Source organism: Novosphingobium ovatum, from assembly GCF_009909235.1.
GTDB lineage: Bacteria > Pseudomonadota > Alphaproteobacteria > Sphingomonadales > Sphingomonadaceae > Novosphingobium > Novosphingobium ovatum.
Genome location: NZ_JAAAPO010000003.1, coordinates 43,794 through 69,866 on the forward strand (window position 1 = coordinate 43,794; position 26,073 = coordinate 69,866).

At 65.6% G+C, this 26,073-nt stretch carries 29 protein-coding genes; 17 read left to right on the forward strand and 12 right to left on the reverse strand.

What is annotated here, in order from left to right:
- Window positions 1-100 precede the first annotated feature (100 nt).
- Complete coding sequence (locus GTZ99_RS07780) at window positions 101-1,489, reverse strand: UdgX family uracil-DNA binding protein (RefSeq protein WP_320076652.1); 1,389 nt, start codon at window positions 1,487-1,489, stop codon at window positions 101-103.
- Entirely contained in the window at window positions 1,486-2,760 is a 1,275-nt protein-coding gene (locus GTZ99_RS07785) for a putative DNA modification/repair radical SAM protein (RefSeq protein WP_227711186.1), read from the reverse strand. The genes GTZ99_RS07780 and GTZ99_RS07785 overlap by 4 nt, the downstream gene beginning before the upstream one ends.
- Window positions 2,761-3,002: 242 nt before the next feature.
- On the opposite strand from GTZ99_RS07785, the gene GTZ99_RS07790 reads away from it, so the two are divergent.
- The 3 genes from GTZ99_RS07790 to GTZ99_RS07800 all read left to right on the forward strand — a co-directional run bounded on the left by GTZ99_RS07790 (window position 3,003) and on the right by GTZ99_RS07800 (window position 6,678).
- Window positions 3,003-3,923, forward strand: coding sequence for a GAF domain-containing protein (locus tag GTZ99_RS07790; RefSeq protein WP_227711187.1), 921 nt, complete (start codon window positions 3,003-3,005; stop codon window positions 3,921-3,923).
- Window positions 3,924-4,154: 231 nt separating this feature from the next.
- Window positions 4,155-5,651 (forward strand): aldehyde dehydrogenase, encoded by a 1,497-nt coding sequence (gene adh, locus GTZ99_RS07795; RefSeq protein WP_406818584.1) that lies wholly within the window; start codon window positions 4,155-4,157, stop codon window positions 5,649-5,651.
- Window positions 5,652-5,970: 319 nt separating this feature from the next.
- The gene (locus GTZ99_RS07800) at window positions 5,971-6,678 is read left to right on the forward strand and encodes a TorF family putative porin (protein ID WP_161717756.1); all 708 of its coding nucleotides are present in this window, start codon (window positions 5,971-5,973) and stop codon (window positions 6,676-6,678) included.
- A gap of 86 nt (window positions 6,679-6,764) precedes the next feature.
- Here GTZ99_RS07800 and GTZ99_RS07805 read toward each other — a convergent pair whose 3' ends face one another.
- Window positions 6,765-7,316 (reverse strand): TlpA family protein disulfide reductase, encoded by a 552-nt coding sequence (locus GTZ99_RS07805; protein ID WP_161717757.1) that lies wholly within the window; start codon window positions 7,314-7,316, stop codon window positions 6,765-6,767.
- Window positions 7,317-7,389: 73 nt separating this feature from the next.
- Between GTZ99_RS07805 and argH the strand changes: the two genes are divergently transcribed.
- The 4 genes from argH to GTZ99_RS07825 are packed head-to-tail and all read left to right on the forward strand — an operon-like array spanning window position 7,390 to window position 11,118.
- Window positions 7,390-8,763: an argininosuccinate lyase gene (gene argH / locus GTZ99_RS07810; protein WP_161718422.1), complete on the forward strand. Its 1,374-nt coding sequence runs from the start codon at window positions 7,390-7,392 to the stop codon at window positions 8,761-8,763.
- Between the two features lie 8 nt (window positions 8,764-8,771).
- Complete coding sequence (locus tag GTZ99_RS07815) at window positions 8,772-9,035, forward strand: hypothetical protein (protein WP_161717758.1); 264 nt, start codon at window positions 8,772-8,774, stop codon at window positions 9,033-9,035.
- 27 nt (window positions 9,036-9,062) lie between these two features.
- Window positions 9,063-10,322 (forward strand): diaminopimelate decarboxylase, encoded by a 1,260-nt coding sequence (lysA, locus tag GTZ99_RS07820; protein WP_161717759.1) that lies wholly within the window; start codon window positions 9,063-9,065, stop codon window positions 10,320-10,322.
- A gap of 7 nt (window positions 10,323-10,329) precedes the next feature.
- Window positions 10,330-11,118 carry a precorrin-2 dehydrogenase/sirohydrochlorin ferrochelatase family protein gene (locus GTZ99_RS07825; protein WP_161717760.1) on the forward strand — a complete coding sequence of 263 codons (789 nt, stop codon included), beginning with the start codon at window positions 10,330-10,332 and terminating at the stop codon, window positions 11,116-11,118.
- Here the strand turns inward: GTZ99_RS07825 and GTZ99_RS07830 are convergent.
- From GTZ99_RS07830 to pyrE, 9 genes are read right to left on the reverse strand one after another with little or no spacing between them, the layout of a single operon-like run.
- Window positions 11,108-11,269 carry a hypothetical protein gene (locus GTZ99_RS07830; protein WP_161717761.1) on the reverse strand — a complete coding sequence of 54 codons (162 nt, stop codon included), beginning with the start codon at window positions 11,267-11,269 and terminating at the stop codon, window positions 11,108-11,110. The genes GTZ99_RS07825 and GTZ99_RS07830 overlap by 11 nt on opposite strands.
- Before the next feature lies 1 nt (window position 11,270).
- Window positions 11,271-11,417 (reverse strand): hypothetical protein, encoded by a 147-nt coding sequence (locus tag GTZ99_RS07835; RefSeq protein WP_161717762.1) that lies wholly within the window; start codon window positions 11,415-11,417, stop codon window positions 11,271-11,273.
- A gap of 3 nt (window positions 11,418-11,420) precedes the next feature.
- The gene (gene ruvX, locus GTZ99_RS07840) at window positions 11,421-11,903 is read right to left on the reverse strand and encodes a Holliday junction resolvase RuvX (RefSeq protein WP_201742435.1); all 483 of its coding nucleotides are present in this window, start codon (window positions 11,901-11,903) and stop codon (window positions 11,421-11,423) included.
- Window positions 11,894-13,126: a DUF3089 domain-containing protein gene (locus tag GTZ99_RS07845; RefSeq protein WP_161717764.1), complete on the reverse strand. Its 1,233-nt coding sequence runs from the start codon at window positions 13,124-13,126 to the stop codon at window positions 11,894-11,896. Before GTZ99_RS07845 ends, ruvX begins: the two co-directional genes overlap by 10 nt.
- On the reverse strand, window positions 13,101-14,207 hold the full coding sequence (locus GTZ99_RS07850) for an AI-2E family transporter (protein WP_161717765.1): 1,107 nt from the start codon (window positions 14,205-14,207) through the stop codon (window positions 13,101-13,103). The genes GTZ99_RS07845 and GTZ99_RS07850 overlap by 26 nt, the downstream gene beginning before the upstream one ends.
- Window positions 14,204-15,127, reverse strand: a complete 924-nt coding sequence (gene lepB / locus GTZ99_RS07855) for a signal peptidase I (RefSeq protein ID WP_161717766.1) — start codon at window positions 15,125-15,127, stop codon at window positions 14,204-14,206. The genes GTZ99_RS07850 and lepB overlap by 4 nt, the downstream gene beginning before the upstream one ends.
- Window positions 15,124-15,522 carry a holo-ACP synthase gene (gene acpS / locus GTZ99_RS07860; RefSeq protein ID WP_161717767.1) on the reverse strand — a complete coding sequence of 133 codons (399 nt, stop codon included), beginning with the start codon at window positions 15,520-15,522 and terminating at the stop codon, window positions 15,124-15,126. The genes lepB and acpS overlap by 4 nt, the downstream gene beginning before the upstream one ends.
- A gap of 4 nt (window positions 15,523-15,526) precedes the next feature.
- Window positions 15,527-16,276 carry a pyridoxine 5'-phosphate synthase gene (locus GTZ99_RS07865; RefSeq protein ID WP_161717768.1) on the reverse strand — a complete coding sequence of 250 codons (750 nt, stop codon included), beginning with the start codon at window positions 16,274-16,276 and terminating at the stop codon, window positions 15,527-15,529.
- Entirely contained in the window at window positions 16,273-16,854 is a 582-nt protein-coding gene (pyrE, locus tag GTZ99_RS07870; protein ID WP_161717769.1) for an orotate phosphoribosyltransferase, read from the reverse strand. The genes GTZ99_RS07865 and pyrE overlap by 4 nt, the downstream gene beginning before the upstream one ends.
- Window positions 16,855-17,115: 261 nt before the next feature.
- On the opposite strand from pyrE, the gene coxB reads away from it, so the two are divergent.
- From coxB to GTZ99_RS07920, 10 genes are all read left to right on the forward strand, one after another.
- Window positions 17,116-18,075 carry a cytochrome c oxidase subunit II gene (gene coxB, locus GTZ99_RS07875; protein ID WP_227711188.1) on the forward strand — a complete coding sequence of 320 codons (960 nt, stop codon included), beginning with the start codon at window positions 17,116-17,118 and terminating at the stop codon, window positions 18,073-18,075.
- A 30-nt stretch (window positions 18,076-18,105) separates the two neighbouring features.
- The gene (ctaD, locus tag GTZ99_RS07880; protein WP_161717771.1) at window positions 18,106-19,800 is read left to right on the forward strand and encodes a cytochrome c oxidase subunit I; all 1,695 of its coding nucleotides are present in this window, start codon (window positions 18,106-18,108) and stop codon (window positions 19,798-19,800) included.
- A gap of 136 nt (window positions 19,801-19,936) precedes the next feature.
- Window positions 19,937-20,869: a heme o synthase gene (locus GTZ99_RS07885; protein ID WP_227711189.1), complete on the forward strand. Its 933-nt coding sequence runs from the start codon at window positions 19,937-19,939 to the stop codon at window positions 20,867-20,869.
- Window positions 20,870-20,875: 6 nt separating this feature from the next.
- Window positions 20,876-21,094: a hypothetical protein gene (locus GTZ99_RS07890; RefSeq protein WP_161717772.1), complete on the forward strand. Its 219-nt coding sequence runs from the start codon at window positions 20,876-20,878 to the stop codon at window positions 21,092-21,094.
- Complete coding sequence (locus GTZ99_RS07895; RefSeq protein ID WP_161717773.1) at window positions 21,094-21,645, forward strand: cytochrome c oxidase assembly protein; 552 nt, start codon at window positions 21,094-21,096, stop codon at window positions 21,643-21,645. The genes GTZ99_RS07890 and GTZ99_RS07895 overlap by 1 nt, the downstream gene beginning before the upstream one ends.
- Before the next feature lie 170 nt (window positions 21,646-21,815).
- Window positions 21,816-22,637 (forward strand): cytochrome c oxidase subunit 3, encoded by an 822-nt coding sequence (locus tag GTZ99_RS07900; RefSeq protein WP_161717774.1) that lies wholly within the window; start codon window positions 21,816-21,818, stop codon window positions 22,635-22,637.
- Window positions 22,630-23,016, forward strand: a complete 387-nt coding sequence (locus GTZ99_RS07905; protein ID WP_227711190.1) for a DUF983 domain-containing protein — start codon at window positions 22,630-22,632, stop codon at window positions 23,014-23,016. Before GTZ99_RS07900 ends, GTZ99_RS07905 begins: the two co-directional genes overlap by 8 nt.
- On the forward strand, window positions 23,013-23,645 hold the full coding sequence (locus GTZ99_RS07910; protein ID WP_161717776.1) for an SURF1 family cytochrome oxidase biogenesis protein: 633 nt from the start codon (window positions 23,013-23,015) through the stop codon (window positions 23,643-23,645). Before GTZ99_RS07905 ends, GTZ99_RS07910 begins: the two co-directional genes overlap by 4 nt.
- A gap of 89 nt (window positions 23,646-23,734) precedes the next feature.
- Window positions 23,735-25,150, forward strand: coding sequence for a threonine synthase (thrC, locus tag GTZ99_RS07915; protein ID WP_161717777.1), 1,416 nt, complete (start codon window positions 23,735-23,737; stop codon window positions 25,148-25,150).
- Between the two features lie 6 nt (window positions 25,151-25,156).
- Window positions 25,157-26,053, forward strand: a complete 897-nt coding sequence (locus GTZ99_RS07920) for a class I SAM-dependent methyltransferase (RefSeq protein ID WP_161717778.1) — start codon at window positions 25,157-25,159, stop codon at window positions 26,051-26,053.
- Window positions 26,054-26,073: the final 20 nt, after the last annotated feature.

A 26,073-nucleotide genomic window follows, 5' to 3' on the forward strand; every position in this document is an offset into this window, starting at 1 on the left:
AGGGCGGGGGCGGGGCATTTTACGCCCTTTGCGCGGCGGAGGCCCGGCCAAAATGCCGAAAAGGGGTGGGCGGTTGGCCCCCGCGTTCCGCCGCGGCAGATCATGCCGTGGAGCCCAGCCCCCGCGCCACGCGCGCCAGGTCATCGGCAAAGCGTTGCTGTTCGGCGGCGCGGGCGGCGCCCTCCAGCCGCAAGAGATGCGCCGGATGGGCGGTGATCCACAGCGTTGCGCCATCGGGCAAGGGTATGGGCTGCCCGCGCTCGGCCATGATATTGGGCGTGCGGCCCAGAATGGCGCGCGCCGCGCTGGCCCCCAGCGCCAGAATGTGCCGGGGGCGCACCATCGCCCGCTCTGCCTCCAGCCACCAGCGGCAATGGTCGATTTCCGCCGGAGAAGGGGTCTGGTGCAACCGGCCCTTGGGGCTGGGCGTGTGTTTGAAATGGCGCACGGCATTGGTGATGCGGGCGGCGGCGCGGTCGATCCCGGCCTGTGCCAGGGCGGCGTTCAACACCGCGCCCGCCGGGCCGACAAAGGGGCGGCCCGCGCGCTCCTCGTGGTCGCCGGGCTGTTCCCCCACGATCATCAGCGCGGCGTCGGCCGGGCCTTCGCCCATCACCGCGCGCGTGCCATTCGCGCCGATCGGGCAGCGGCGGCAGGTGGCGACCGCCTGCGCCAGATCATCCAGCGTTTGCGGCGCGGGCGGCGCGGCGCTGGACGCGCTGGCATCGATCATCGCCGCCTCACGCGCCTGCGCCCCCGCGATCAGTTCGGGAATGGCGCGCGCCTCGGGCAGGTTGTGCCAATATTTGCGCGGCATTTCGCGCAGCATCGCGCCGGTTTTCAACCGCGCCGGGTTGAAGATCGCCCGGTAGTAGCTGGTCCACAGCGCCTCGGTCGGGTCGTCCTGCGCGGCATCATCGGGGCTGGCGGGCGGCCCTTCCATCAGTCGCCCCTCCAGCCAGTGCAGCGACAGGCGCGGCGTCAGGATCGACCACGGCTGGCTGGCGAAACGGTCGATGAAAAAGCGGGCATTGGCGCGTTCGATCGCGTGATCGGGTTCGAACCACGCGACATAGCGCGCGTCGATCAGGCGGAACCGGACAAAGGCGCGCATTTTGTGAATGTCGCGCCGCACCGCCTGTGCCAGACGGGCGGCGGCGCGGACATCGGCATCGGCCGCGTCCTGCATCAGGCGGGGCGCGCGCTGCATCCGCCACAACAGGCGATACAGCAGCCCCAGCCGTTCAGGCGCGCGGTGCATCAGCGCGCTGCGCGCCAGATCCAGAAAACCGACATTGGCCCGCACCCGGTGCAGCGCCGCATCGGACGCAAGCGGCAGCGGCGTGTCGGGCGTGGCGAACAGATCGGCGGGCGCGTCGCCATCGGTCCATACCACGCCATCGGGCGCGACCCCGGCCGCCACCAGATGCCGCGCCATCTCGCGCCAGCCGTCAAAATCCTCATGCACGGCCTGCCGCGCGGTGATCACGCAAACAGCTCCAACTGGCGCGGGGGCGGGGTCAGGCGGGCGCGCAGATCGGCGGCATCGATCAGCGCCGTTGGCCGCCAGTCCGCCGTGACCAGAAACGGCCGCAGCTTTTTGATCGAGACCGTCAGCCGCCCGACATCGGCCAGCGTCAGCCGCCTTTGCCGCCGCGCGTTCAGGATTGCCTGCACCGCGCGCAGCCCCAGCCCCGGCACGCGCAACAGCATCTCCTTGGGCGCGCGGTTGACATCCACCGGAAATTGTTCACGAAAACGCAGCGCCCATGCCAGTTTGGGGTCGATCTCCAGCGGCAACATGCCCGATTCATCGGCGGCCTGCCGCACCTCTTCGGGCGCATAGCCATAGAACCGCATCAGCCAGTCGGACTGATACAGCCGGTGTTCGCGCATCAGGGGCGGGCGTTGCAGCGGCAGCACCGCGCTGGCCTGTGGGATGGGGCTGAAGGCGGAATAATACACCCGGCGCAGGCCATAGTCGCCATACAGCCCGGCGGCGCGGGTGATGATCTGGCTGTCGCTGGCCGCGTCCGCCCCCACGATCATCTGTGTCGATTGCCCACCGGGTGCAAAGCGCGGGGCGGATTTGAACCGCCGTTTGGCGTCGCGCGCATCGGTGATGGCGTCGGCCAATTGGCCCATCGCGTCCGCGATCTGGCCCGCGTTCTTGTCCGGGGCCAGCCGGAACAGCCCGTCATCTGTCGGCAATTCCACATTGATCGAAACGCGATCGGCCCACAATCCCGCCCGCGCCACCAGTTCGGGCTCGGCCTCTGGAATGGTTTTCAGGTGGATGTAACCGGCAAAACCGTGCTCCTGCCGCAGCTTGCGGGCGACCTCGATCAACTGTTCCATCGTCGCGCTGGACGATTTGCGGATACCCGAGGACAGGAACAACCCTTCGATATAATTGCGCCGATAGAAGGCCAGCGTCAGCTCGACCACCTCGTCCGGGGTAAAGGCGGCACGCGGGCCATTGGCGCTCTTCCGGTTAACGCAATAGTGGCAGTCAAAGATGCAGTGGTTGGTCAGCAGCAGCTTGAGCAGGCTGATGCAGCGCCCGTCGGGGGCATAGGCGTGGCAGATCCCCATGCCGGTGGTTGAACCCAGCCCTTTGCCATCGCGGCTGTTGCGGCGGGTGGTGCCCGACGATGCGCAGGAGGCGTCATATTTTGCAGCATCAGCCAAAATGGCCAATCGTTCCATTACGTTGGCGCGGCGGGTCAGGGCGGGGGCGGCAGATTCTGTGGCGGGCATTTGTTCCTTATACGTTCCGAAAAACCGCCTCGCAACCCGCCCCATCGGACAGGGGCAGAGTCCCATTTTTGCACCAGTTGCGCCAATGTTGCCGTGCAGCGAATTGCTAATGGCGATAATCGTGGTATCGTCATTCCCGTTAGAAAAGCTAACAGATGCTGCGCAGCATAAGTTGCACAGTCGGGTTGCGGATGAGGATACAGGTCATGTCGGGCAACAGGGTTCGGCACAGCGATCATGTTTTGAAAACGATTCAATCGGATCGCGCCGCGGCACAGTCTGCTGTGGCGGCGTCGTGGTGTCGTTCGGCCTATCGCCACGGGCTGGACCCGGCCACCCACCGCCGCCGTGACCGAGTCGAAAACACCGGCCTGATCGAGCGGCGGCAGGCCAATGAGACGCTGTTGGCGGCGGCCAATCCGGTGCTGGACAATCTGTTCAACAATGTCGGGCGCAGCGGATGCTGTGTGATCCTGTCCGATATCGATGGCATTGTGCTGGAATCGCGCGCCACAGCGGGCGAACGCGCGCTGTTTGACGCGATGGGGCTGGCCGCTGGCGCGGAATGGAGCGAGCAGGCCGAGGGCACCAATGGCATCGGCACCTGCCTGATCGAGGGGCGACCGGTCGCGATTCTGCGGCACGAGCATTTCTCCAGCCGCAATGTCGACATTTCCTGCATGGACGCGCCGGTGTTTGGCCCGGACGGGCGGCTGGTGGCGGCGCTGGATGTTTCGACCGGGCGGCCTGAACATGGGTCGGAACTGGCGGGGATGATTCTGGCGCTGGTGCAGGACGCGGCCCGCCAGATCGAGCGCGACTATTTCTGCCAGCATTACGCGCAGGCGCGTATCGTTTATGCGGGCGATGAAAAGACCGCCGGTTCCGCGCTATTGGCGGTGGACAAGGACGATTTGGTGATCGGCGCCACCCGCGCCGCCCGCGCACGCTATGGACTGGGGATGAGCGGGCTGACCGCCCCGCGCCCGCTGGGTGATGTGATGGGCATGGCCGATCCGGTGGGGCTGGACGCGCATGAGGCCAAGGCATTGCGGCAGGCGCTGGCGCGGTGCGATGGCAATGTTTCGGCCGCGGCGCGCGAATTGGGCATTGGCCGGGCCACGATGTATCGCCGGATGGAACGCCTTGGCCTGCTCGGTTGACCGGCCACTCTCCTTGCCTTTGGGCGTGATCGGCCCTGCCTTGCGCCTGGCCCACGCATTTTGCCCTAAACCTGTCTCACGGGTGAGACAGCCCGGCCCCTGCCACCCCGCCGCCCCCCTGTTCTCTGCCGCGATTCGCGCCAATCCTGTGTGTGCGAGCCAAGGACGACACAGTCCCATGGCCATGCATATGAGAGGACGCTGAACATGGATGCTTTGTCTGCAGACCGTATGACGATGGTGGCCCCTTTCGCCGCCAAGTATGACAATTTCATCGGCGGCCGCTGGGTCGCGCCGGTCAATGGCCGCTATTTCGACAATATCTCGCCCATCACCGGCAAGAGCGTGTGCCAGATCGCCCGCAGCGATGCACAGGACGTGGAACTGGCGCTGGACGCCGCGCATGCCGCACGCGAGGCATGGGGCCGCACCAGCCCGGCCGAACGCAGCCTGATGCTGCTGCGCATTGCCGACGTGATGGAGCAGAACCTGTCGCTGCTGGCCACCGCCGAGACGTGGGACAATGGCAAGCCGATCCGCGAAACCACGCTGGCCGATTTGCCGCTGGCGATTGACCACTTCCGCTATTTCGCCGGTTGCATCCGTTCGCAGGAAGGCACCATCGGCGAGATCGACCATGACACCATGGCCTATCACATCCACGAACCGCTGGGCGTGGTGGGGCAGATCATTCCTTGGAACTTCCCGCTGTTGATGGCCGCGTGGAAGCTGGCCCCGGCGCTGGCCGCGGGCAACTGCGTGGTGATGAAGCCGGCCGAACAGACCCCGGCCTCGATCATGGTGCTGATGGACCTGATCGGCGATCTGCTGCCGCCGGGCGTGCTGAACGTGGTCAACGGCTTTGGTCTGGAGGCGGGCAAGCCGCTGGCCAGCAGCAAGCGCATCGCCAAGATCGCCTTTACCGGCGAGACCAGCACCGGCCGCCTGATCATGCAATACGCCTCGGAAAACCTGATCCCGGTGACGCTGGAACTGGGTGGCAAGTCGCCCAACATCTTCTTTGCCGACGTGTGCAATGCCGATGACGACTTCTTTGACAAGGCGATCGAGGGCTTTGTCATGTTTGCGCTCAATCAGGGCGAAGTCTGCACCTGCCCCAGCCGCGCGCTGATCCAGGAATCGATCTATGATCAGTTCATGGAACGCGCGATCAAGCGGGTCGAGGCCATCGTGCAGGGCAACCCGCTGGACATGACCACGATGATCGGCGCGCAGGCCAGCCAGGAACAGCAGGAAAAGATCCTGCGCTATATCGGCATCGGCCGTGACGAGGGCGCGCAGGTGCTGACCGGCGGCACGGCGGGCCAGTTGGGCGGCGATCTGGCGGGCGGCTATTACGTCAAGCCGACCGTGTTCAAGGGCCACAACAAGATGCGCATCTTCCAGGAGGAGATCTTTGGTCCGGTGGTCTCGACCACCACCTTCAAGACGCCCGAGGAAGCGCTGGCCATCGCCAATGACACGATGTTCGGTCTGGGCGCGGGCGTGTGGAGCCGCGACATCAACACCTGCTACCGCTTTGGCCGGGCCATTCAGGCGGGCCGCGTGTGGACCAACTGCTACCACGCCTATCCGGCGCACGCCGCGTTCGGCGGGTACAAGCAGTCGGGCATCGGCCGCGAAACGCACCGCATGATGCTCGATCACTATCAGCAGACCAAGAACCTTCTGGTCAGCTACAGCCCGAAGAAGCTCGGCTTCTTCTGAGTTAACGGGGAGGGGGCCAAGGCGCTCTTCCTGACATAGGACGCACAGCTTTGGGGTCGGACAAGTCCAACCGGCTCCAAAGGGCGCCCGGCGCGGGAGGCACACCCTGCCACCTCTCCAACACCCGCGTCGGGCGTTTCCATACTGATGGAATCGTTCGATCCGCGTTCTCGATATTGTGAACCAATAATGTGGGTGCCCTATGCGGCATTACACAAGTTCACACGGAAGGACGCGAAACATCTAAAGATTACATAACCAGAAACTTGCGCCGCCCCTGCAACAGGGAAGGGGGTGTCGCGCCTTGAGGGGATCGCACATGAAAAAGCACATGCATTCGGGCCTGCTGGCCTCTGTTCTGACCGTTGCCGCGCTGTTGGCCGCGCCCGCCGCCGCCCATGCCGAAGACGCCGCCAAGTCCAGCCCGGTCAAGGTGGGCGTGACGCTGACGGGCGCCACCGATTACGTCTGGCGCGGCGCCAGCCAGTCGAACGGCGATCCGGCGGTGTTTGCCGCGGTGAATGTCTCGATGGGCGGGTTCTATGCTGGCGCCGGCACCGAAAACGTCAAGTTCCTGGGCATCAATCAGGAATATGATCTGTGGGCTGGCTATGTGCTGGACCTCAAGGCGGCCAAGCTGGACGTGGGCGTGGTGCGCTATGGCTATGTCAATTCGCCGATCAACATCGACACGGTCGAGGTCAAGGGCCAGCTGTCGGGCAACATCGGCAAGGTTGGTGCCCATGCCGCGATCTATTACACCGGCAATTACTTCGGTTCGCACAAGAACGCTGTCTATACCGAGGTCGGCGCTTCGGTTCCGGTGATGGCAAAGCTGTCGGCATCGGCGGTGTTTGGCCATCAGCAGATCAGCGGCGGTGGCGGCTACAACACGTGGAATGTCGGCGCGTCCTATGCCCTGATGAAGGGCGTGAGCCTGGATGTGCGTTACCACGACACGGATATCAGCCCCTCCGGGTCGCTCACCAAGTCGCGTCTGGTGGCCTCGCTCAGCGTCTCGTTCTGATGCGTTGAATGGCCATCGGCGCCATGGTGCCGAAGGGGAAGGGGCGGGCGGCTGTGGCTGACCCGCCCCTTTCATATGGTGTGGGCTTACTTGGCCTCGGCCAGCAGGGCGGCGGCGTCCTTGGCTGACCAGTCATGCGGGCCGACCATGCGCCATACCTCGTGGCCCTGCGCGTCATATAGCACCGTCATCGGCAGCGTGTTGAACGCCAAAGGCCCGGCCAGCGTGTTGTCCGGGTCGATCCACTGGCCCAACCGGTTCAACCCCTTGTCCCGCAGGAAAGCCGCGATTTTCGGCCCCACGGCACTGGCGTCACCCATGTCCTGCGCGATGGTGATCACCTGCGGCCCGCCTGCCTGCCCTGCCAAAGCATCCAGCGTCGGCAGTTCGGCCACACAGGGCGCGCACCATGTCGCCCACAGGTTCAGCAACACCGGCCGCCCCTTCAGGCTGGTCAGCCCCAGCGACTTGCCCGAGGCATCGGCAAAGGACAGGTCCGGCATCGCCTCGCCCTTGTGGCTGCGGTCGATGACGCCCGCCTCGCCGCCCTTGGCCGCCGCATCGGGCGCGCTGCTGGCCGCAGCCGGTGGTTGCGCTTGGCCGCCGCTTTGCCTATCGCAGCCCGCAACTCCGGCCATGATCAGGCCACAACCGGCGATTCCAAGGATTTTGCGCGTGAGCGAAGGTGACAACAAGGGCGGCTCCAATCAGATGTGGGGTGGGCGTTTTGCCGAAGGGCCAAGCGCCATCATGCGGGAGATAAATGCCTCGATCCCCTTCGACAAGGCACTGTGGCAACAGGACATCCGCGCGTCCAAGGCGCATGTGGCGATGCTGGGCGCCCAAGGCATTGTTTCGGCACAAGATGCCGCCACGATTGCCAATGGTCTGGACATGGTGGCGGGCGAATATGCCGCCAATGGCGTGCCGGAAAACTGGGATCTGGAAGACATCCACATGACCACCGAAAGCCGTCTGGCCGAACTGATCGGCCCGGTGGCAGGCCGCCTGCATACCGCGCGCAGCCGCAACGACCAGGTGGCGACCGATTTCCGCCTGTGGGTGCGTGACGCGATGGATCAGGCGCTGGCCGGGCTGAACGCGTTGCAGGTGGCGCTGGTGACGCGTGCGGGTGAGCATGTGCATTCCATCATGCCCGGTTTCACCCATCTGCAAACCGCGCAGCCCGTGACGCTGGGCCACCACCTGATGGCCTATTACGAGATGGCCGCGCGCGATGTCTCGCGCTTTGCCGATGCGCGGGCGCGGGCCAATGTCAGCCCGCTGGGCAGCGCGGCGCTGGCGGGCACGGGCTTTCCGATCGACCGCTTTGCCACGGCCGCGTCGCTGGATTTTGCCGCGCCCACCCGCAACAGTCTGGATTCGGTGTCGGATCGCGACTTTGCGCTGGATTACCTGATGGCGGCGGCCCAATGCGCGTTGCACCTTTCGCGTCTGGCCGAAGAGTTCATCATCTGGGCCAGCCAACCCTTTGGTTTTGTGCGCCTGCCCGATGCCCTGTCGACCGGCAGCAGCATCATGCCGCAGAAAAAGAACCCCGATGCCGCCGAACTGGTGCGCGGCCATGCGGGGCGGATCATTGGCAGCCTGACCAGCCTGATGATCACCATGAAGGGCCTGCCGCTGGCCTATTCCAAGGACATGCAGGACGACAAGCCGCCGGTGTTCGAGGCCGCTGGCCTGCTGACGCTGTGCATCGCGGCGATGACCGGCATGGTGGAAAGCACGACGTTCCGCACCGATCGCATGCGTCAGGCCGCCGAACTGGGCTATGCCACGGCCACCGATCTGGCCGACTGGCTGGTGCGTCAGGCCAACATCCCCTTCCGTGAGGCGCATCACATCACTGGCGCTGCGGTAAAACTGGCCGAAAGCAAGGGCGTGGCGCTGGACCAACTCAGCCTTGACGAATTGCAGGCGATCGACGCGCGCATCACGGAGGCCGTCTATCCCGCCCTCTCGGTCGAGGCCTCGGTCGCCAGTCGCGCCTCCTATGGCGGGACGGCGCCATCTCAGGTAGAACAGCGCGTCGCCGAAGCGCGCGCCGCGCTGGGGCTGGAGTAAAGCCTGCCATGACCGTGATTTCCCGCCTGTCGCTGCGCCATTATGCCGCCTGTGGCCTGTTGGCCGTGCTGGGCGGGTGCGGATCAATGACCGATCTGAAGCCCAAACCGGGCCATGATCTGCCGCCCGCGCCCTATGGCCGCGTCTATCGCCCCGGCTCGGGCGAATTGTTGCAACAGGGGACGCAATTGCGCCCCGGCCGCAATGTGGAAACCCACACCCGGTCGGAATCGCGCAACGATGACCCCTATGACCTGCCGCCGCAGGACTGATTTTCCCGTTGAAAGCCTGATTGTCTCATGGACCATTTCGAATACGTCGATGGCGTGCTGCACGCTGAACAGGTGGCCGTTCCCGCGATTGCGGCGGCGGTTGGCACGCCGGTATATATCTATGCCGAAGCCACGCTGCGCCGCCACGCCCGCGTCTTTGCCGAAGGGCTGGCCGCCCTGCCCAAAAAGCACATCGCCTTTGCGGTGAAATCGAACCCCAATCTGGCGGTGCTGCGGGTGCTGGCGTCCGAGGGCTATGGCGCGGATGTGGTGTCTCAGGGCGAGATGGAGCGGGCGCTGGCGGCGGGCATGCCGGCGGCCGATATCGTGTTTTCGGGCGTGGGCAAGACGCGCGCCGAACTGACCGCGGCACTGCGCGCGGGCATCGGCCAGTTCAATCTGGAGTCCGAGGAGGAAGGCGTCGAACTGGCTGAAATCGCGGCGCAAATGGGCGTGTCCGCGCCCGCCGTGCTGCGCGTCAATCCCGATGTCGACGCCAAGACGCATGAGAAGATCTCGACCGGCAAGGCCGAGAACAAGTTTGGCGTGGCGCTGGACCAGACGCCTGCGATGTATGCGCGACTGGCGGCGTTGCCGGGGCTGGATCTGCGCGGCATTGCCTGCCACATCGGCAGCCAGATCACCGATCTGGAGCCTTCGCGTCAGGCCTTTATTCGTATGGGTGAGCTGTTGGCGGTCCTGCGCGCGGCGGGGCATGTGGTCAGCCATGTCGATCTGGGCGGCGGCTTGGGCGTGCCCTATCGCATGGGCGAAACGCTGCCGGGGCCGGCCGAATATGGCGCGATGGTGGCTGCTGTCACCGCCGGTTGGGATGTCACGCTGATGTTCGAACCGGGGCGCGTAATTACCGGAAATTCGGGCATTTTGGTGACCGAAGTGGTGCGTGTGAAGGCGGCTGAGCCCTATCCCTTTGTCGTGGTGGACGCAGCGATGAACGATCTGGTGCGCCCGGCGATGTATGATGCGTGGCACGATTTCGTCGCCGTGGCCCCCACGGGCGCCACCATGACCGCCACGGTTGTCGGCCCGATCTGCGAAAGCAGCGACACCTTTGCCAAGCGGCGCGAGATTGACGTGGTAAAACAAGGCGATCTGGCCGCGTTCCGCACCGCCGGGGCCTATGGCGCGACCATGGCCAACACCTATAACAGCCGCCCCTTGGTGCCCGAAGTGATGGTGAACGGCGATCAGTGGGCGATTGTCGCCAACCGGATCGAGCCTGCCACCATTCTGGCGGCGGAGCAGGTTCCGGCCTGGTTAAAGTAACCGAGGCATGATCGCCAGCCTGCCTCTGTTCCATCGCGGCGCCGGTCGGCCGGTGATCGTGCTGGGCAACGGCGAGGCGGCGCTGGCCAAACGGCGGCTGGTTGAACGCGCCGGTTTTGTTGTCATTGATAGCATTATCGATGGCGTTAAAGCCGGTGCAAGGCTGGCCTTTGTCGCGCTGGATGAGGGGGCAGAAGAGGCCGCCGACCAATTGCGCGGCGCTGGCCTGTTGGTCAATGTCGTCGACCGACCAGAGCTGTGCGATTTCACCACGCCTTCGATCATCGACCGGTCGCCCATGCTGATCGCCATTGGCACCGGGGGCGCATCGGCGGGGCTGGCGAAACAGGTGCGGTTGCGGCTGGAAACGCTGTTGCCGCAAACACTGGGCGCGCTGGCCGATGGGTTGCAGGCGGCGCGCGGGGCTTTGCGGCGGCGCTATCCCGATGCGGGCGACCGGCGGCGGGCGCTGGATGCGGCGCTGGGGCAGGGGGGCGTGCTGGACCCGCTGTTGCCCGACAGCGCGGACCGGGTGGGCGATTGGCTGAACGGGGCGGCCGCCACCATGCCCACCGGCATGATCGACATAGCGCTGACCAGCGACGACCCCGAGGACATCACGTTGCGCACCGCCCGCCTGTTGGGCAGCGCCGATGGCATCGCGCATGAGCCGGGGGTTGCCTCTGCCATTGTGGACCGGGCGCGGGCCGATGCGATGCGCGAAACCATCGCGCCGGGCGCCACGCTGACGCCGCGCCCCGGCCTGTGGCTGGTGCTGCGCGCGCCTATTCGCTAAGGCTCAGCGCAAGGCTGGCGAATGCGCCGACGAACAGCACGGCAAAGATCACAAAGCATCCGATCTGCACCGGGCGCGGCAGGGCGCTCATGATCCCCTGAAAGATCGGGCGGATCAATACGTCGAAGATAAAGCCGAAAAAGCTGTCCATATTACCCCCAATGCAACCAGCCCAGCGCCCCCGCGCCCGCCAGCAACAACAGCCATAAGAGCCAGCGCGCCTTGCGCCACAGCCAGACCAGCACATCGGCCAGATCCAGTGCGTCGGCAATGCCCTCGATCACGCTCAGCAGCGACACGGCTCAGAACCGCATGCCGCCGCCCGCCAGCGCGTCGCATGCCGCCTGCAGGATCACCGCCGCCGCCGCGCTGTCAATCCGCTCCTTGCGCTTGGCCCGGCTGAAATCCTGCTCGATCAGCCCACGTTCGGCACTGGTGGTGGACCAGCGTTCGTCCCACAACAGCACCGGCAATTCCAGCGCCTGCGACAGGTTGCGCGCATAGGCGCGGGCCGATTGCGCCCGTGCCCCCGCGCTGCCGTCCATGTTCAACGGCAGGCCGATGACGATGCCCTTGATCGCGCGTTCGGTGATCAGGGCCGCGATGGTCCCCTTGTCCACGCTGAATTTGCCGCGCGCGATGGTTTTGCCGGGGCTGGCGATGCACCACCCCGCATCGGCAAAGGCGGTGCCGATCGTCTGCGTTCCCAGGTCCAGCCCGATCAACCCGCCACCTTCGGGCAAGGCATCGCGCATTTCCAGCGCCGAAGTCGTGATCACAGCCATCTTTGCCACCATCGCCGTACCGGGTTCGCGCCCGCATCCGCCTGACGCCCGGCGGCCACCGCCGGACGGGCCGCATGCCACACCCCCACCCGCCGCGCCACATCCAACCGCACCGATTCCCAGAACAGCGGGATGTCATACACATGGAAATTGTTGCCCGGCATGGCAAATGGCCCCATCTGCGGCGGCGATCCGATCATCAGAAAGCCATCTGCCCCGCACTGTGCGCCCACCATCCCCGGCACCAGTCGCCCGCCGGTCAGCGTGGCGTCGGGCACCAGCGTGCCGGGGTTGGCGCTGGCGGGGGCATCACTGGCGGTGCGGCCGGTGATCGGGTTGACGCACAGAAACCGGCTGCCCGCCCGCGATTGCCCGTCCAGCCCTGGAAAACGGGCATAGGCGGCCAGCACGGTGGCGGTGTCGGCGGGCTGGGCAAAGCTTTGCCATGACAGCACACAGCCCGCCTGATCGGGCGCATCACAAGCGGGCAATCCCATGCGCGGCAGGTCGTGCGTCAGGCTGACCGGCCAGCCGATGACATAGGCCGCCGCCACCCGCTCCGCGATAGGCTGCCCCGCCACCCGGTCTCGCATCAGCCGCATCAGATGCAGCGCGCCCTGACTATGCCCGGCCAGCACGATCGGCAAATGCGGATCGGCCTGTGCGACAAAGGCGTCAAACGCGGCCCTGACATCGCCATAGGCCAGATCCAGCGCCGCCTGCCCATCCGGGCGATCGGTCAGGAATGCGCCAAAGGTGGCCTGACGATAGCGCGGCGCCCAGACCTGTTCGGCCCCGGCAAAGGGGCTGGCCAGCCCGCGCACCAACAGGTCGGAGCGGGCGTTGATCAACGGGTTGTCGGTATCCGCGTTCCAGCTGAAACGATCGAAATGGCCGGTGGGGTGGATGAAAAAGACATTGGCCGCAATGGGTTGCGGTGCATCCGCCCCGCGCGGCAGCCAATGGGCCGGGTCCTGCGCCGATCCCTCGCCGCGCGCGATCCACAGGGCCGCGTCCGCGTAATCGGCCGATGATCGCGCGGCCGGGCGGGTGCCTATCGGCATCGCGGGAACCAGCGCCATGGCCGACATTTCGGCGGCCCAATGCTGCATCACGCCAAAAGCGCCGATCATCAGCGCCACCCCCGCCACGCCCAGCCCGGCGCCGCGCCACAGCCAGCGCGCGCGGCGGCCACGCTCAGACGCCTTGGGCTGCGGAGTCATCGCTGGCGGCGGCCTCGCTTTGCGCGCTGCGGTTGTGGCTGCGCTGCGCCAGATGTTCCAGCATCACCTTGAGCATGGCCAGCAGCGGATCGGCCAGCGCCAAGCCCAGAATGCCGAACAGCGCCCCCATGATCAACTGCATCGCCAGCACCAGCGCGGGCGCCAGATCAGCGGTTTTCTTGGCAACGATGGGGACGATCACATTGCTTTCCACGCCCTGCACCACGACATAGACGCCGATACAATACAGCCCCATGTTGACCCCGCCGGAAAAGCCGACCAGCACCATCAGCGCGCCCGAAATCGGCGCGCCAATATTGGGCAGGAACGTCAACAGCCCCGCGACCAGCCCCAGAAGCGCGGCCATCGGCACGCCATACATCTGCAACGCGATGCCGATCGTCAGGCCTTCGATCACCATGGCAAAGATGCGCCCGAACAACAGCCGGCGCAGGGTAAAGCCCATGTCGCGGAACGCATCGTCAAAGAACGGGCGCGATTCGCGCGGCAGCATCCATGCCAGCCCGCGCTGATAGGGCGCGGGATCGATGGCGAAATAGATGCCCAGAACGACAATCAGGAACAGCGTGGTCGCCCCCCCGATCAATCCGCCCACCACGCCGCCCAACTGGCTGACCCCGGCCAGCGCCTGTTCGGTCATGTCGCGCGCCAGTTTGGCGTCCAGCACCACCCCATGCCGCGCCGCCCAGCGCAAGGCGTGGGTCACCTGTCCCTCGACCATGGCGGGGAAGGCGGCGGCCTGTTCGGCGATCTGGCTGCCGGCATAGGTGAAGAACCAATAGGCCCCTGCCACCGCCGCGATCAGCACCAGCGCCACGCGCCAGATGCGTGGCACAGGCAGCACCCGGCCCAGCAGCCGTGCCCCGCCATCGATCAGCGCGCCAAACACCATCCCGCCAAACACCACCATCAGCGGTTCGGCCAGCGTCACGGCCAGCACCATCAGCCCGGCCAGCCCCAGCCAGATCAGCGCCTTTTTGGCCTCTTCGCGGACGAAGGGATCGTGGATGTCGGTAGGCCCGGCGCGGTGGTGGCGGGCGGTGGGCGTCTTGCTGCTCATGGGGTCCTGTCGGCGATACGGCTGGTGGTGGGTTCGGGCGAGGCGGTCTGGCCAAGGTCCAGTGCCGGGCGCAGGGTGCGCCATGCCCGCCCCGAGCGCAACCCCCGCCACCAGCTGAGCGGGTTCCAACTGGTGGAATCATTGAAGGAATGGGTGACAAATTCGGCCCGACCGCCAATGTCGGACAGCGCCACCGGCCCGCCCAGCCCATTGTCGGCCAGACTGAACCGGCTGTCGGCGCTGTCGCCGCGATTGTCGCCCATCAGGAACACATGGCCGGCGGGTATGCGGATCTCTGGCCGGTCATCGGCGCGGCCGTCATGTGTGTCGGCCACCAGATAGGTCGCGCCATTGGGCATGGTTTCGCGCAGCACCGGGATCTCGCACACCGTGGCGCCCGAAGGCTTGCGCATCAGCATCCCCATATAGCGATAGCCGCTGCACGGCATTGCGCCCGCGCCACGCGCCAGACCGTCCAGCGGCACCTGCACCGGCGGCTCGACCGATTGCGGCACCGGGCGGCCGTTCAGCACGATCTGGCCATGGCGCACCGCGATGCGGTCACCGGGCAGGGCGACCACGCGCTTGATGTAATCCTCGGTCGGGCGGTCGCGGGGGACGGTGATGACGATGTCGCCATATTCGGGCACGCGGCCCATCACCCGCCACCCGGCGCGCGGCAATATGTGAAAGCTGGGCGAGGCCCAGTTCCAGCCATAGGCATATTTCGACACCAGCAGGTGATCGCCCACCCACAGTCCCGGCACCATCGAGGCGCTGGGGATATAGAACGGTTTGGCCACCATGCTGTGAAAGGTGACGACCGCCAGCAACATGCCGATCAGCCCGCGCGCCTCGGCCCACCAGTTGATGCGGTCGTGGGGGGCGGCGGTCAGGGTGGCGTCTGCCGGGGCGTTCATGCCGCTACCGCCTCGATCACGACAAAGGCCAGCGCGTGCGGCGGTTCATCCGACAGCGTCAGGTGCAGGCGGGCGGTGTGGCCAGCAGGCGTCAGCGCCGCCAGCCGTGCCGCCGCCCCCCCATGCAGGCACAGCGCGGGCGCGCCGTGGGGGCCGGTGATCACCTCGATATCGTTCATGGCGACGCCTTGGGCGATGCCGGTGCCCAGCGCCTTGGCACAGGCCTCCTTGGCGGCCCAGCGTTTGGCCAGCGTTGCCGCGCGCAGGGCAGGGCGGCTGTCGGCCAGCGCGACCTCTGCGGCCGTGAACACCCGCGCGGCAAAGCGGTCCGATCGCGCGAGCGCGGCCGCGATGCGATCAACGCCGCACAGATCCGATCCGATGCCGATGATCACCCGATCAGCCCCGCGCCGCGTCCATCAGCTCGCGCATGTGGCGCACCGCACCTTCCAGCCCCACAAACACCGCCTCGCCAATCAGGTAATGGCCGATGTTCAGTTCGGCGATCTGGGGAATGGCGGCAACGGGTTGCACATTGTCATAGGTCAGCCCGTGGCCGGCATGCGGCTCGATCCCGTTGCGGGCGGCCAGGGCCGCCATGTCGGACAAACGCTTCAGCTCGGCCGCGCGGGTGTCGGGGGCGGTGGCATGGGCATATTCGCCGGTGTGGAATTCCACCACCGGCGCGCCCAATTGCATTGCGGCCTCCAACTGGCGCACCTCTGGCGCGATGAACAGCGACACGCGGATGCCCGCATCGCGCAGCGCGCCGATGATCGGCACCAGACGGTTGTGCTGTCCGGCCGCGTCCAGCCCGCCCTCGGTCGTGCGTTCCTCGCGCCGTTCGGGCACGATGCAGGCCGCGTGCGGTTTGTGGCGCAGCGCGATGGCCAGCATCTCGTCGGTGGCCGCCATTTCCAGGTTCAGCGGCAGGCTGGTGGCAGATTGAATACGCGCCAGATCCTCGTCGCGGATGTGGCGGCGATCCTCACGCAGGTGCGCGGTAATGCCATCGCCGCCTACCGCCGCCACGATCTGCGCCGCGCGCACCGGATCGGGATGTTCCCCGCCGCGCGCGTTGCGGATGGTGGCGACATGGTCAATGTTTACCCCCAACCGCAGGCGGGCGGGGCGCAGCGTCTGGTTCATTGCTTGCGGCTGCCCGGCTTGATCGCGGGGGTGGCGGCCAGTTCGGCGGGCACCTGATCGGGCTCATAGGTGGGGAAGTTCAGCGCGATCAGCGGGAAGAACGGCACGCCAAGGTCCGCCGTGCCGGCGCTGCGGTCGATCAGGCTGCACGCGGCGATCACCTTGCCACCGGCGTCCTCGATGGCGCGAATCGCCTCGCGGCTGGACAGGCCCGTGGTCACCACGTCCTCGACCATCAGCACCTTGTCGCCCGGTGCCAGTTCAAAGCCACGGCGCAGTTCGAACGTGCCGGTGGGGCGTTCGACAAACATCGCCTCGACGTTCAGGGCACGGCCCATTTCGTGGCCGATGATGATGCCGCCCATTGCGGGGCTGACGACCTTGGTGATCTCCTTGCGCAATTCGCGGGGGATTTTCTGCGCGATGGCGATGGCCAGACGATTGGCCCGCATCGGATCCATCAGCACGCGCGCGCATTGCAGATAATGCGCGCTGTGGCGGCCGGAGGAGAGCAGGAAGTGCCCTTCGAGCAGGGCCTGGCTGGCGCGGAACTCGGCCAACACCTCGTCTTCGGTCATTACAACTATGGTCCTTTGCGGATGGCGGCGGGGCGAAAGCGGGAAATCCGGCCCGACCCGTCATTGCTATATCTCAAAATTCTCCCCTAGAGGCGCTTGTGGGCGGGGGCAAGGCTTGGTACACCCATGTCAAAGGGACAAAAAGTCCTAGTGCCTGTGTGCGGGCGGGAGAGGGGGCAAACGTTCTCCCGGCCGGTCAGAATAGAAAGAACGTAGGCGATGACATTGGGAGACGTGAAACGCGCCTTCGGGCGTGGCTTGATGCATGCACGTGGCGGGGCGGGGTTGCTGTCCTCCTGTGTGCTGGCGCTGCTTGCGGCGCCGACGGCGGCATTGGCTGGGGCCAGTGCTGCTGCTGACCGATTCGCGGTCGCACCGGGCGGCTATACGCCCATGAAGCCCACCCCCGGCAAGGGGATGCCGGTCGACGGCGGGCTGACTTTCCAGACGCAATATTCCCCCACCGGCCAAGAGGCTTTGTGGATGCATGACAATATCGTCATGTGGATCCTGGTGGCGACCAGCATTTTCGTGCTGGCACTGCTGGTGTGGGTGATTTTGCGCTATAACCACCGCGTCAATCCGACGCCCAGCAAGACCAGCCACAACACGTTGCTGGAAGTGGTGTGGACGGGCATCCCGATCCTGATCCTGTTGGTGGTGTTCGTGCCCAGCATGAAGCTGTTGGCGCATCAGTACAAAAAGCCGCCCGCCAATGCCCTGACGATCAAGGCCACGGGCAATCAGTGGTACTGGACCTATTCGTACCCGGACAATGGCGGGTTCGAGGTGATCAGCAACATCCTGCCCGACGAGGAAGCTGACAAGCGCGGTGAGCCGCGCCAGTTGGCCGCCGACAACCGTCTGGTGGTGCCGGTGGGCGAAAAGATCCGTATCCAGACCATCGGCGCGGACGTGATCCACTCGTTTGCGGTGCCCAGCCTGTGGTTCAAGCTGGACGCGGTGCCGGGGCGCATCAACGAGAAGGTGTTGGTCGTCAACGAACCGGGCGTCTATTATGGCCAGTGCAGCGAATTGTGCGGCGCGCGCCACGGCTATATGCCGATCGTGGTCGAGGCGCTGCCCCGTCCGCAGTATAACGCCTGGGTGATGACCCATGCCGGCGCCAAGATCGACGGCGCGCCCGAAGCGCCCGCTCCGGCTCCGGCCGCAGCGGCGGATGCGGCGGCCTCGGCGGCTTCTTCGGCGCCCGGCGCCTGACCCTCCATTTCTTGCAAGGTTTGCTGATCCATGGCTACCATCGCACATGACCATCACGCGCCAGAGGGCCACGCCCACGCGCATGAGGACCACGACCATGACCACAAGCCGGCGTTCTTTCAACGCTGGTTCATGTCGACCAACCACAAGGACATCGGCACGCTCTACCTGATCTTCGCGATCATGGCGGGCGTGATCGGTGGCGCGATCTCGGGCATCATGCGGGCCGAACTGGCCCATCCCGGCATCCAGTATCTGGGCTATTTCGCCGAATTGTTGGGCACCCACAATCCCGACATGAATCAGCAATTGCACCTGTGGAACGTGCTGATCACGGCGCATGGCCTGATCATGGTGTTCTTCATGGTCATGCCCGCGATCATCGGCGGCTTTGGCAACTGGTTCGTGCCGATCATGATCGGCGCGCCCGACATGGCCTTCCCGCGCATGAACAACATTTCGTTCTGGCTGACGGTGGCCGGCTTCTGCTCGCTGCTGTGCTCGGCCTTTGTGCCCGGTGGCACGGGGCAGGGCGCGGGCATCGGCTGGACGGCCTATGCGCCGCTGTCCACCACCGGCGCGCAAGGGCCGGCGGTCGATTTCGCGATCTTCTCGCTGCACCTGTCGGGCGCTGGCTCGATCATGGGCGCGATCAACTTCATCACCACCATCTTCAACATGCGCGCGCCGGGCATGACCCTGCACAAGATGCCGCTGTTCGTGTGGTCGGTGCTGGTTACCGCGTTCCTGCTGCTGCTGGCGCTGCCGGTGCTGGCCGCCGCGATTACCATGCTGCTGACCGACCGCAACTTCCACACCACTTTCTTTGATCCGGCCGGCGGCGGCGATCCGGTGCTGTTCCAGCATCTGTTCTGGTTCTTTGGCCACCCCGAAGTCTACATCATGATCCTGCCCGGTTTCGGCATCATCAGCCAGATCGTTTCCACCTTCAGCCGCAAGCCCGTGTTCGGCTATCTGGGCATGGCCTATGCCATGGTGGCGATTGGCGTGGTGGGCTTTGTCGTGTGGGCGCACCACATGTACACCACCGGCCTGTCCGAAGACGTGAAGATGTATTTCACCACCGCCACGATGGTGATCGCGGTGCCGACCGGCATCAAGATCTTTAGCTGGATCGCGACGATGTGGGGCGGTTCGCTGCGCTTCACCAGCCCGATGGTCTGGGCGATCGGCTTCATCTTCCTGTTCACCGTGGGCGGTGTGACGGGTGTGGAACTGGCCAATGGCGGCTTGGACGACAACCTGCAGGACACCTATTACGTGGTGGCGCATTTCCACTATGTGCTCTCGCTGGGCGCGGTGACCTCGCTGTTCGCGGGCTTCTATTACTGGTTCCCCAAGATGAGCGGGCGCTGGCACTCGGAGTTCCTGAGCTATGTCCACTTCGCGGTGTTCTTTGTCGGCGTGAACCTGCTGTTCTTCCCCATGCACTTCCTGGGGATGCAGGGGCAGCCGCGCCGCATGCCCGACATCACGCCCGCCTTTGAACATTGGAATCAGGTGGCGACGCTGGGCTACAAGATCATGGCCGTGTCGATGGTGATCTGGTTCATCAACATCGCCTATGCCTTCATCGCCGGCAAAAAGGCCGAGGGCAATTATTGGGGCGAGGGTGCCACGACGCTGGAATGGACGCTGTCCAGCCCGCCGCCGTTCCACCAGTTCGAAACTGTCCCCGTGATCAAGGACGAGGATCACCACTAAGCCGCATGGCGCGGGGCGGCCGCTGTTGCGCCGCCCCGTCCATCGCCCGATTTGTGCGGAAACGGGATATCATACCATGGCCAGATCCCACGCGGCGGCTTTACAAGTGCGCGGCTTCGGGCAAGGGGGCTGGGGCATGAGCCAGCCCAACATGCCCCCCCGTCCGATTCAGAAAATGCCCGCCGAATGGCGTGACTTTTTCGCGCTGACCAAACCGCGCGTGATGACGCTGGTGATTTTTACCGGCCTGTGCGGGTTGTTGGCAGCGCCTGTGTCGATCAATCCGGTGATCGGTTTCACCGCCATCCTGTGCATCGCGGTGGGCGCCGGGGGCGCGGCGGCGTTGAACCAGTGGTGGGAGGCCGACATTGACGCCGGCATGAAGCGCACCGCTGGTCGCCCTTTGCCCGCCGGGCGGATGGAGCGCGAGAGCGCGCGTGATTTCGGCTTTGCGCTGTCGGGCATCGCGGTGATGACGATGGGGCTGGGGGTCAACTGGCTGTGCGCCGCGATTCTGGCGGTGTCGATTTTCTATTACGCGGTGATCTATACCATCTGGCTGAAACCGCGCACGCCGCAGAACATCGTGATCGGCGGCGGGGCCGGGGCTTTCCCGCCGATGATCGGCTGGTGCGCGGCGACGGGCCATATCAGCCTGATGCCGGTGGTGCTGTTTGCCATCATCTTCATGTGGACGCCGCCTCATTTCTGGAGCCTCGCGCTGTTTGTGCGGACCGATTACGCCAAGGTGGGTATTCCGATGCTGCCGGTGGTGGCGGGCGAAGCGGTCACGCGGCGGCAGATCCTGATCTATACCATCGCGCTGGCGCCGCTGGCGGTGGCGCCTGCGCTGTTGCCGCGCGCGATGGGCGGGTTTGGCGCGGTCTATGGCGTGGTGTCGGTGGCGCTCAGCCTAGCGTTTCTGGGCTTTGCGCTGTGGGTGGGCCTGCGCCGCCGTCAGGGCGATGGCGATTCGATGAAGCCGGAAAAGCGGATGTTCGCGTTCTCGGTGCTGTATCTGTTTGTGCTGTTCGGCGCCTTGGTGGCCGATCGCTGGATTGTGGGATGACCGATCATGGATAATGCCGATCCCGTGCTGGACGCCAAAGCCGCCGAGGCCGAGCGTCGGCGGATCATCGCCGGGCGCAACAATGTGACGGCGCTGGTGCTGGTGGGGCTGGTGGTGCTGTTCTTTGCCATCACCATCGTCAAGCGCACAGGCCATTCGGCCGCCGAAACCCGCGCCGCGCTGGAGGGCCACCCGGTCGCCACCGCCCATTCGGGCGCGCAGTAATGGCCAACAACCGCCGCATTGCCGTGATGTCGGCGGGGCTGGCGGTGGCGATGCTGGGGCTGGGCTATGCCTCGGTGCCGCTGTACCGGCTGTTTTGTCAGGTCACTGGCTATGGCGGCACGCCGATGCGCGCCAGCGAAGGGCAGGCCGGGCAGGTGCGCGCCGTGGCCGGGCGGACGATGTCGGTGCGGTTTGACGCCAATGTCGACGCGGGGATGCCGTGGCGTTTCCAGCCCGAGGCGAATACCCAGACGGTGCAGATCGGGCAGCGCACGCTGGCCATCTATGCCGCGCAGAACCTGTCGGACCGGGCGATCACCGGGGCGGCCAGTTTCAACGTCGCCCCGGCAGAGGCGGCGCGCTATTTCACCAAGGTCCAATGTTTCTGTTTCAACCAGCAGACGCTGCGCCCGCATGAGACGGTGCGCATGCCGGTGACCTATTATGTGGATCCCGCGATCCTGAATGATCCCGACCTCAAGGGGGTGGAGCAGATCACCTTGAGTTACACGTTCCATGTCGTCCCCGACGCAGCGGCAAAGGGGGCATAAAGGGGTAGATTTCCGCCTGTTCGCGCAAGGGGCGCACAGCAAAATGGCTGGACCCGCATCGCGCCGACAGGTACAGTTAGGCCAAAGCAATAAGCACCGCACCTGCGGCGAATACGCCTTTACCAAACATGGTGGGCGCCGCTCGTGCCACAGTGGGGATGTTTGACACCATGTCCGGTACCAAGACTCACGATTACCATATTCTGCCGCCCGATATCGTCCCGCTGTTGACGACGCTGGGCGCGTTTACGTTTACCACCGGCATGGTGCTGAAAATGCACGATATGGCCGGTGGTCATCTGGTGCCTTGGGCGGGCATGGCGCTGTTGCTGGCCTGCATGGCCAGCTGGTTCACCAAAATCGTCAACGAGGCGCACGCGGGCGATCACACCCCCGTGGTGCAGTTGCATCAGCGTTACGGCATGATCCTGTTCATCGCCTCGGAGGTGATGTTCTTTGTCGGCTGGTTCTGGGCGTTCTTCGACTTCTCGCTGTTCCCGACCGAGCTGTCCAAGGCGATCGGGGGCCAATGGCCGCCCAAGGAAATGGAAGCGGTGCTCGACGCGTTCGACCTGCCGCTGCTCAATACGCTGATCCTGCTGTGCTCGGGCACGACGCTGACCTGGGCGCATCACAGCCTGATCCACGGTGACCGCTCCAGCGTGATCAAGGGGTTGTGGCTGACGATCCTGCTGGGCATGCTGTTCTCGGCGTTGCAGGCGTTTGAATATGCCCACGCGCCGTTCCCCTTTGGTCAGAACACCTATGGTTCGGCGTTCTATATGGCCACGGGCTTCCACGGCTTTCACGTCATTGTCGGCACCATTTTCCTGATGGTCTGCCTGTTCCGCGCCTATCGCGGCCATTTCACGCCCAAGCAGCACTTTGGGTTCGAAGCGGCGGCCTGGTATTGGCACTTTGTCGACGTGGTCTGGCTGTTCCTGTATGTGTGCATCTACATCTGGGGCAACTGGGGTTTCCCGATTGACTGATCCGCATTCGCATGGGGATGTGACGGCGCGGCCGGGGATTGCCTCGGTCGCGCTGTTTGGCGTTTGTCCGCGATGCGGCGCGCGCGGGCTGTTCCGTGGCGTGGCGCAATTTGCCCCGGCCTGCGGGCGGTGCGGGCTGGATTATGCCGCGTTCAATGTGGGCGATGGGCCGGCGGCCTTTCTGACCTTTGGCGTTGGCGCGCTGGCGGCTGTGGTCGCGGCGTGGCTGGCGCTGTCGGTCGATCCGCCGGTGTGGGTCTATGTCGCGGTGCTGGTGCCGCTGGTGGTGGGGCCGACATTGTGGGGCCTGCGCCTGTGCAAGGGCGCGCTGTTGGCCGCCGAATACAAACGCCGCGCGGCAGAGCACAGGGCGCAATGAGGCGCCGCATCCCGCTGATCCCCACGCTGCTGGTGCTGGCGGCGGCGGGGTATATGGTCCATCTGGGCCTGTGGCAGATTGATCGGCTGCACCAGAAACAGGCGCAGATTGCCCGCCACACGGCGGCCATTGCGGATAGCCGCGTGGTGTCGATCGGCGTTGTCTGGGCGCAGCAGCAATCGGATGCGTTTGATTTCCGCCGCACACAATTCTGGTGCCAACAGGTGATGAGCCAATCGGCGCAGGCGGGGCGCAACGCGGCTGGGGCGGCGGGCTGGGCACAGGTGGCGCGGTGTCTGACGGCGCCGGTCGACACGCAGAGCTTTCGCCCGACACAGGCGCCGCAGGGCGTGTTGGCCGATGTCGTGATCGGGTGGAGCCAGACGCCCGCGACCGTCGCGTGGAGCGGCGGGATGGTGCGTGGGCGCATCGTGCCGGGTGGCGCGTTCCGTCACCATGTCGTGGCCGATCCGCCGCTGGCCGGGCTGGTGGCCAATGCAGCGCCCGATCCGCGCAATGTGCCCAACAACCACCTGTCCTATGCGGTGCAGTGGTTCCTGTTCGCGGGGGTGGCTTTGGTGATCTATGGCTTGGCGTTGCGCCGCCGGATGGTGGCCGCGCCCCAATAACCGCGCCCGCCAACGCGTTTATACGCCAAAATCCTTGCTCCGCGCCGCAACCAAGGCTAACCGCGCCGCTTCAAAGGCAGGGAAGATCCATGGATTACATCAGCACCCGCGGTAACGCTCCGGCACTGAACTTCGAAGGCGCAACGCTGGCTGGCCTGGCCAGCGACGGCGGTCTGTATGTGCCGCGCAGCTGGCCCAGCTTTACCAAAGCGGAAATCGCTGAAATGGCGGGGCTTCCCTATGCCCAACTGGCGCAGCGCATCATGCTGCCCTTTGTCGCCGACAGCCTCTCGGCCGAGCGTCTGCTGGAACTGACCACGGCCGCCTACGGCCGGTTTGCCCATGCCGCGGTGACCCCGCTCAAGCAATTTGATTCGCAACAATGGCTGCTGGAACTGTTCCACGGCCCCACGCTGGCGTTCAAGGACGTGGCGTTGCAGATGCTGGGTCTGTTGTTTGAAGAATTCCTGAGCCGCCCGAACGCCGATGGCACGACGCGCAACCTGACGATCGTGGGCGCCACCAGCGGCGACACCGGCAGCGCGGCGATCGACGCGGTGGCGGGGCGCGCGGGCGTCGACATCTTCATGCTGCACCCCAAGGGCCGCGTGTCGGACGTTCAGCGCCGCCAGATGACCACGGTTCTGGCCCCCAACGTCCACAACATCGCCATCGATGGCAGTTTTGACGACGCGCAGGCCATGGTCAAGCGCATGTTCAACGACACCGCCATGACCAGCCGGTTCAACATCGGTGCGGTTAATTCGATCAACTGGGCGCGGTTGATGGCGCAGGTGGTCTATTACTTTGCCGCCGCGCTGCAATTGGGCGCGCCGCACCGCCCGGTGGCCTTCAGCGTGCCGACCGGCAATTTTGGCGACGTGTTTGCTGGCTACGTTGCGGCCAAGATGGGGCTGCCGATTGAACGCCTGATCGTTGCGACCAACGTCAACGACATCCTGCACCGCGCGCTGGCCAATGGCGACTATTCGGCCGGGACGGTGACGCCCACGGCCGCGCCTTCGATGGACATTCAGGTGTCGTCGAATTTCGAACGCCTGTTGTTTGACCTGAATGGGCGCGATGGTGTGGCGATGGCGGCGCAGATGGCCGGGTTTGAATCGACCAAGGCGATGGCCCTGACCAATGCCCAGCGCGAAGGCGCGGCCGGTCTGTTTTCCAGCGCGCGCGCCGATGCGGGCGAAATGGCCCAGGCGATCCGCTGGGCCTATGACGCCAGTGGCGAGCTGATCGATCCGCACACCGCCATCGGCCTGCATGCCGCGCGCGCGGCCGGGATTGATGCCTCTGTGCCGGTGGTGACGCTGGCCACCGCCCACCCGGCCAAGTTCCCAGATGCGGTAGAACGCGCCACGGGCCACCGTCCGTTGCTGCCCGCGCGCGTGGGCGATCTGTTCGACCGCGAGGAGCGCTGTGCCGAACTGCCGGGCGATTACGATGCCGTGGCCGCCTATGTCGCCGCGCGCGCCACGCCCAAGGCATAAGCGCCGATGGCTGATCTGATCCACCAGCCGCAATTGCTGATCGGCCGGGGCTGGGGCGATTACGGGCTGGTGGACAGCGGCCACGGGCGCAAGCTGGAGCGGTATGGCGATTACCGTTTCATCCGCCCCGAGCCGCAGGCCCTGTGGGCGCCGCGCAGTGAGGAATGGGCCGCCCATGGCGAATTCGTCCCCGGCGCGGACGAGGATGGCGGCGGGCGCTGGAATTACATGCGCGATGTGCCGCGCGATGGCTGGCCGCTGCATTGGCCCAATGGCGATGACCGGGTGCAATTCACCGCCCAATGCACGCCGTTCCGCCATCTGGGCTTTTTCCCGGACATGGCGCCGGTGTGGGACTGGATGGGCGCGCAATTGGGCGCGGCGTCTGACGCATCGTGCCTCAACCTGTTTGGCTATACCGGGGTCGGGTCGCTGGCGCTCAGCCGGTTTGGCGCGGTGACGCATGTTGACGCCAGCAAGAAATCGGTGGCGCAGGCCCGCGCCAATGCCGCCCTGTCGGGGATGGAGGCGCGCCCGATCCGCTGGATCATTGATGACGCCGCCAAATTCACCGCCCGCGAGGTGCGCCGGGGCAAGCGCTATGACGGCATCATCCTTGACCCGCCCAAATTCGGTCGCGGCCCGGATGGCGAGGTCTGGCGGCTGGAGGAGCATCTGCCCGGTTTGGTGGCCGATTGCCGCCGCCTGCTGGATGACAACAGCCGCTTTCTGTTCCTGACGGTCTATGCCGTGCGGATGAGCTCGCTGGCGATTGGCGGGATGCTGGCGGAACTGTTTGCCGATCTGCCCGGCGTTATCGAACATGGCGATCTGGCGGTGCAGGAGGATGGGGCCGGGCGTCTGTTGCCAACGGCGATCTTTGCCCGCTGGCGGCGCGACTGACCCCTTTTACTCACAGGATG

Excerpts from the sequence above, each read along its gene's own strand:
- GTZ99_RS07850 (WP_161717765.1), bottom strand. The coding sequence starts at position 14,207 with ATGAGCAGCAAGACGCCCACCGCCCGCCACCACCGCGCCGGGCCTACC.
- GTZ99_RS07815 (WP_161717758.1), top strand. The coding sequence starts at position 8,772 with ATGACCGTGATTTCCCGCCTGTCGCTGCGCCATTATGCCGCCTGTGGC.
- pyrE (WP_161717769.1), bottom strand. The coding sequence starts at position 16,854 with ATGACCGAAGACGAGGTGTTGGCCGAGTTCCGCGCCAGCCAGGCCCTG.
- GTZ99_RS07920 (WP_161717778.1), top strand. The coding sequence starts at position 25,157 with ATGGCTGATCTGATCCACCAGCCGCAATTGCTGATCGGCCGGGGCTGG.
- GTZ99_RS07845 (WP_161717764.1), bottom strand. The coding sequence starts at position 13,126 with ATGACTCCGCAGCCCAAGGCGTCTGAGCGTGGCCGCCGCGCGCGCTGG.
- GTZ99_RS07825 (WP_161717760.1), top strand. The coding sequence starts at position 10,330 with ATGATCGCCAGCCTGCCTCTGTTCCATCGCGGCGCCGGTCGGCCGGTG.
- GTZ99_RS07830 (WP_161717761.1), bottom strand. The coding sequence starts at position 11,269 with ATGGACAGCTTTTTCGGCTTTATCTTCGACGTATTGATCCGCCCGATC.
- coxB (WP_227711188.1), top strand. The coding sequence starts at position 17,116 with ATGCATGCACGTGGCGGGGCGGGGTTGCTGTCCTCCTGTGTGCTGGCG.
- GTZ99_RS07895 (WP_161717773.1), top strand. The coding sequence starts at position 21,094 with ATGGCCAACAACCGCCGCATTGCCGTGATGTCGGCGGGGCTGGCGGTG.
- GTZ99_RS07890 (WP_161717772.1), top strand. The coding sequence starts at position 20,876 with ATGGATAATGCCGATCCCGTGCTGGACGCCAAAGCCGCCGAGGCCGAG.
- GTZ99_RS07885 (WP_227711189.1), top strand. The coding sequence starts at position 19,937 with ATGAGCCAGCCCAACATGCCCCCCCGTCCGATTCAGAAAATGCCCGCC.
- lysA (WP_161717759.1), top strand. The coding sequence starts at position 9,063 with ATGGACCATTTCGAATACGTCGATGGCGTGCTGCACGCTGAACAGGTG.
- GTZ99_RS07805 (WP_161717757.1), bottom strand. The coding sequence starts at position 7,316 with ATGGCCGGAGTTGCGGGCTGCGATAGGCAAAGCGGCGGCCAAGCGCAA.
- thrC (WP_161717777.1), top strand. The coding sequence starts at position 23,735 with ATGGATTACATCAGCACCCGCGGTAACGCTCCGGCACTGAACTTCGAA.
- GTZ99_RS07785 (WP_227711186.1), bottom strand. The coding sequence starts at position 2,760 with ATGCCCGCCACAGAATCTGCCGCCCCCGCCCTGACCCGCCGCGCCAAC.
- argH (WP_161718422.1), top strand. The coding sequence starts at position 7,390 with ATGTGGGGTGGGCGTTTTGCCGAAGGGCCAAGCGCCATCATGCGGGAG.
- ruvX (WP_201742435.1), bottom strand. The coding sequence starts at position 11,903 with ATGGCTGTGATCACGACTTCGGCGCTGGAAATGCGCGATGCCTTGCCC.
- GTZ99_RS07900 (WP_161717774.1), top strand. The coding sequence starts at position 21,816 with ATGTCCGGTACCAAGACTCACGATTACCATATTCTGCCGCCCGATATC.
- adh (WP_406818584.1), top strand. The coding sequence starts at position 4,155 with ATGACGATGGTGGCCCCTTTCGCCGCCAAGTATGACAATTTCATCGGC.
- GTZ99_RS07800 (WP_161717756.1), top strand. The coding sequence starts at position 5,971 with ATGAAAAAGCACATGCATTCGGGCCTGCTGGCCTCTGTTCTGACCGTT.
- lepB (WP_161717766.1), bottom strand. The coding sequence starts at position 15,127 with ATGAACGCCCCGGCAGACGCCACCCTGACCGCCGCCCCCCACGACCGC.
- ctaD (WP_161717771.1), top strand. The coding sequence starts at position 18,106 with ATGGCTACCATCGCACATGACCATCACGCGCCAGAGGGCCACGCCCAC.
- GTZ99_RS07910 (WP_161717776.1), top strand. The coding sequence starts at position 23,013 with ATGAGGCGCCGCATCCCGCTGATCCCCACGCTGCTGGTGCTGGCGGCG.
- GTZ99_RS07865 (WP_161717768.1), bottom strand. The coding sequence starts at position 16,276 with ATGAACCAGACGCTGCGCCCCGCCCGCCTGCGGTTGGGGGTAAACATT.